Raw genomic sequence first — 4,575 nt, forward strand, 5'->3', positions numbered from 1 at the left:
ATCCACTGCGTTGCCGGCGACGCCACCAGCATCTGGCGGCCAGCCGCTAACGAGAACGATCAAGACTTGTCGTCACCGTTCTGCGCTGGCCTCAATGCACAAACCTTGCCCTCAGCCAAGCCAGAAGTCTGTTGCCGGTAATTGTCCGGCGAACTCTGGCGGCAGCCCATCGCGCTTGCATCGTAGCACCGACGTGGCAGTGACAGACGATGTTGTGCAACTGCCAGTCACTCAGCTCGAAGAAGCGCTTTGCCTCACCGTAGGTGTCATCTTTCAGACCCATGGCGCGCAGCACCGGATCCTCATAGGCAACGGTGATCGGCGACCCCGCGCCACGCGCTACGGCACGGGCTTCAGGACTGAGATATTCGGTGCCTGAAAGCGCCCCGAGGCAACGCCGTGGATTTTGATCGAGAAGCTTTGCCCAACGCTCGATCCGCTGCGTCCGAGACATGGTCGGGTATGTCGCCGAAGGCTCAACTGTTGCAATTGTCTGCAGTTGGTCGAGTGTTTGGTGTTTCATGGTCGGCTCCTTTCAATAGGTCGAAGCGCCCACGCCCTCACAGAAGATTATTGCGCTGCGACGCGCCGACAAGGCCGGAATTGGCAATGTTAGGAGTTTGCCCCTCGCAGGGTTCGTATCAGGAACCTTCTCGGGGGCCTGCTTGTTTTGGCTAGTGAAAGGAGAACGTCATGAGCACAAAACCACCACCCGTTCCGGCAGAGAACCAGAGCCCTAAGGGTCCAGGCGATAAGAAGTCGATTCCCGTCGACCAAACGCAGCACGGCCATTCCGCCCCAAATCCCGACAAACAGGGCCAGCAGGGCAACACGAGGGTCAATACGACCCATCAAGGCTACCAGCAGGACCGTTAGGTGATTTCATGTCCACGTCGAAGAAGACCCGCGCCAGCATCCGCCATGGCGGTCCTGGCGCATCGCACGAGAATGCCAAGAAACCGCAGGTGATAGAAAAGCCGCCAGCCGATTCCGATCAGCGCAGCCGCAGCAAGATCTCAGGCGGCGGAGGCGAACGCGACAGCCACCATACTCATGACTCGGAAAAGAAGGGGGGCGGCACCCGACCGGCACACCAAGGAAGGTGAATCGTATTCACCTCCCGGCGAAGCCTGCGGCCTGGCACCTTGCATTTCTGCTGAAAATGGCGAGGTGCCAAACATCATCAACCGGCTGACTGTGAGCGCCGCCTCGGCAGGCCCGCGTCAGGCACCCTTGCTGTGATTGCCCCCTCCAGGCGGTCCGAGGCAGAAAAAGCCTGTCGCCCGCTGTCTCCCGGCCGGCGGGCTTTCTCGTCAGCCTACCGGCTTTTTCCCGCTAGACGAGCGACACGATGCTACTTCCGGTGGAACAGGAAGGCCCTTCTGGGAGTTGATACCGTCATCAACAGGCGCATGGACGTGCCCTTGTATGGCGCGAAGGCGCAAGAATGGGAGAACCACCATGACCCTCGGAACCATACTCATCATCATTTTGATCCTTGTCTTGCTTGGCGGGTTCAGCGGTCTGGGTGGCGGGCCGTTCTACGGCACCGGCTATTATGGTGGCGGCGGCCTCGGTCTCGTGCTACTCATCGTCATTATCCTGGTCCTTCTCGGACGCATTTAGTGCCCGCTCGATTTAGGCCGATAACTTCAGGGTGATCCTGTGTCGCGCTAGTACACCTTGTCCAGGAATGTGGCGGCTGCAGGCGAAGGGGGCGCACATGATTGTCCGGACGGAACCGAAATCGCTCAAGTGCATTATAGCCGCTCGGAAATCCCACGAGAATGGCGCCATAAGTGAACTTCGTTGAACAAGCCGATAGCGGCCTCGGAGTTCCGGGCATTCCCGCTGCCGATCTGATGCAGGCACTGCCGGTCGCCATCTACACAGTCGACGGGCAGGGACGCATCACCTTCTTCAACGAAGCCGCAGCTGAGCTCTGGGGCCATCGTCCCGTTATCGGTCGGGACCTATGGTGCGGTTCGTGGAAGCTTCGTCATCTCGACGGTCGCGATATGGCGCATGGCGAGTGTCCGATGGCTGTGTCGCTGCGCGAAGGACGGGATGTCTCATGGGATCAGGCGATTGCGGAGCGGCCGGATGGCGAACTTGTCCCGTTCAGGGCTCACCCACGCCTGCTTCGCGACGAAGCGGGTCATGTTGTCGGTGCCATCAACACGCTGCTCGACCTGCGCACCCAGACGCTGGGCGATGAAGCCCGCATGCGTCTTGCCGCCATTGTCGAGTCGTCGATGGACGCCGTCGTGTCGAAGGACATTAATGGCATCATCACCAGTTGGAACGATGCTGCAGAGCGCTTGTTCGGCTACACGCCTGCCGAGGCGATCGGCCGGCCGGTGACGATGCTCATTCCGCCCGACCGTCTCAACGAGGAAGTCTCGATCATCAGCCGCATCCGCGCCGGCGAACGCGTCCCCTCCTATGAGACGATGCGCCTGCGCAAGGACGGCACGCTCGTTTCGGTCTCGCTCACCGTCTCGCCGATCCGCGACGGGATCGGGCGGGTCGTCGGCGCCTCCAAGATCGCGCGCGACATCAGTTCTCACAAGGAGAACGAGCGGCGCATCCGTCTGCTCATGCGCGAGGTCAATCATCGGGTGAAGAACCAGTTTTCGGTCATCATCTCGATGATCCGCGAGACCAGCAGGCTGACGAGCACACCTGAGGCTTTCCTCGGGCAGGTTCGGGAGCGCATCATGGCGCTTTCGGAATCCCACGATCTCCTGGTCAATGCCGAGTGGCGCGGCGCGACGGTCGGCGAGCTCATCCAGGCACAGCTCAAGGCCTTTGCAGCGCAGTCCCGCGTGTCGATGGCCGGGCCAATGGTGATACTGCAGCCGAACGCCGTCCAGTATCTCGGTATCGCCTTCCACGAACTCGCCACCAATTCGGCAAAACATGGAGCGCTGTCCTGTAGCGGCGGACGCGTCGAAATCGATTGGAATGTGATCCCTGCCGGCGACGGCGCCGACACCTTTCGACTGGTCTGGCATGAGTTGGACGGGCCGGTCCTGGACGCTGTCAGGGGGCGCGGCTTCGGAGTGGTCGTTCTCGAGCGGGTGGCGCCGCAGGCGCTCAGCGGCAGCGGGCGGCTGGAGTTCCACGAGCAAGGCGTCACCTGGACGCTCGAGGCGCCGCTACCCTTCGTCCAGACGTCTGTCGCGGATAACGCGGCCCTTTGAAAGCGCCCGTGAAGCTGAACCTTCCCGTCCGACCGACTGTGCTGACGCCGGACCTATTGCGTTCGGTCCGGCTGGCGATGATAGAGCGAAACAGTCCTGTCCTGCAGAACATCGCAGCCGCCGCTGCCAGGCAGAGCATCGCAATTCACTGAGTGCCGATGGTCGTTATGTGATTCAAAAACTGTGAGGCTGTCGAATTCCATGGCCGCCCCGCAGAACTGGGCCGCTTGCAGTACCAGGCATTCGATGTCTTCAAGCGCGACGTTTTCTGCGAGGTTTCGCAGCCGCACGGCCTCGGCCACTGCGGTGACATTGACCATTCCCTTATAGCGGGCGGCTGCCCTAACTTGCAGGTTAACGTCTTGACACAAATGAGCCGAGTAACCGTATCTCATGGAAAACCCTCTTTTTCAGGAGCGGTTTGTCCCTCGTTGGTAAGCATGCGCCATGACGATCCGAATGGCAAGGGGATCAGTAAAATTATCTCGTGAAATCAATAAGTTAGCATATGGCGCGGACTGTGCAGTTGATGCCTCACAGTAACTGTCAACCTTTCACGCCGACAGCGCATGAACCAGCCTTGACGGGTGATGAGACTCTTCCTAATTCTTAGACAATTACTAATTTTGAGCGGCTGGAGGCAAAAATGGCCGACCTGGAAAGACCCGAACGACTGCAGATCATGCTAAATGCTGACGAATTGGCTGCATTGGAAAACTGGCGCTTCGAAAGGCGCATGCCAAGCCGGTCGGCGGCGGTGAGAGAGTTGCTGCGGCGCGGTCTTCATGCAGACGGATTTTTGACGGCAGCACAAGGTGCCAAGTCACAGGATTTTGGGATTCTGCCCAGTTCCGGGATTGTCGATGGACCGTCCGACGGCGGTTAGCCGTCTCGAACTGTCGCTCAGGCTAGCAACCTATAACGGTGTTTCCTTCCGACGTGCCGGAGCCTTGCCCGCGCTCTGGAACCTCAGGCAATCGTCGCGCGTTCGGTGACACGGGGCTACGGTGCCACACCCGTTTTGAGGCACGTTGTGCACGGGAGCAAATGCCGGTTGCATCAATACACAGGCCAGCAAGGATCGAAGCAGTGAGCGTGCTCTACCGCGCGGCAAAAATCGCCGAACACGCTCATGTCGGGCAGACGGACAAGACCGGACGGCCCTATATCGAACATTGCCGCCGGGTCGTTGACGCCGTCGAAACGCTCGATCAGAAGGCCGTTGCCTATCTTCACGACGTTCTAGAGAAAGGCGACGGTTGGGACCGCGATCGGCTCGAGGCGGTTGGTTTTGGAACATCCATCGTGTCGGCAGTCGATGCCCTGACACGCCGGGCGGACGAGGACAACCCCGCTTTCGTGCGCAGAG

At 60.0% G+C, this 4,575-nt stretch carries 8 protein-coding genes; 6 read left to right on the forward strand and 2 right to left on the reverse strand.

The annotated features are described in order from the left end of the window. Positions 1-91: 91 nt before the first annotated feature. Positions 92-523: a hypothetical protein gene (locus EOA86_RS23340; protein WP_127313711.1), complete on the reverse strand. Its 432-nt coding sequence runs from the start codon at positions 521-523 to the stop codon at positions 92-94. A 170-nt stretch (positions 524-693) separates the two neighbouring features. Here EOA86_RS23340 and EOA86_RS23345 point away from each other — a divergent pair, with 170 nt between their 5' ends. The 4 genes from EOA86_RS23345 (at position 694) to EOA86_RS23360 (ending at position 3,206) form a co-directional block, all read left to right on the forward strand. Further along, entirely contained in the window at positions 694-876 is a 183-nt protein-coding gene (locus EOA86_RS23345) for a hypothetical protein (RefSeq protein WP_127313712.1), read from the forward strand. A gap of 8 nt (positions 877-884) precedes the next feature. Further along, positions 885-1,106 carry a hypothetical protein gene (locus EOA86_RS40565; RefSeq protein WP_128343821.1) on the forward strand — a complete coding sequence of 74 codons (222 nt, stop codon included), beginning with the start codon at positions 885-887 and terminating at the stop codon, positions 1,104-1,106. A 355-nt stretch (positions 1,107-1,461) separates the two neighbouring features. After that, positions 1,462-1,626 (forward strand): DUF3309 family protein, encoded by a 165-nt coding sequence (locus EOA86_RS23355; protein ID WP_065007862.1) that lies wholly within the window; start codon positions 1,462-1,464, stop codon positions 1,624-1,626. A 173-nt stretch (positions 1,627-1,799) separates the two neighbouring features. Then, on the forward strand, positions 1,800-3,206 hold the full coding sequence (locus tag EOA86_RS23360; RefSeq protein WP_245497353.1) for a PAS domain S-box protein: 1,407 nt from the start codon (positions 1,800-1,802) through the stop codon (positions 3,204-3,206). A 53-nt stretch (positions 3,207-3,259) separates the two neighbouring features. Here EOA86_RS23360 and EOA86_RS23365 read toward each other — a convergent pair whose 3' ends face one another. After that, positions 3,260-3,601 carry a hypothetical protein gene (locus EOA86_RS23365; RefSeq protein WP_128343823.1) on the reverse strand — a complete coding sequence of 114 codons (342 nt, stop codon included), beginning with the start codon at positions 3,599-3,601 and terminating at the stop codon, positions 3,260-3,262. A 251-nt stretch (positions 3,602-3,852) separates the two neighbouring features. On the opposite strand from EOA86_RS23365, the gene EOA86_RS23370 reads away from it, so the two are divergent. Both EOA86_RS23370 and EOA86_RS23375 read left to right on the forward strand, forming a co-directional pair. Further along, positions 3,853-4,092, forward strand: a complete 240-nt coding sequence (locus EOA86_RS23370; protein WP_127313715.1) for a hypothetical protein — start codon at positions 3,853-3,855, stop codon at positions 4,090-4,092. A gap of 203 nt (positions 4,093-4,295) precedes the next feature. Continuing rightward, positions 4,296-4,575 (forward strand): HD domain-containing protein (locus EOA86_RS23375; protein ID WP_128343824.1); only part of this gene is annotated, 280 nt, incomplete at its 3' end.

The sequence above is a fragment of the Mesorhizobium sp. M5C.F.Ca.IN.020.32.2.1 genome (assembly GCF_004023105.1).
In the GTDB taxonomy this organism is placed as follows: Bacteria; Pseudomonadota; Alphaproteobacteria; order Rhizobiales; family Rhizobiaceae; genus Mesorhizobium; species Mesorhizobium wenxiniae.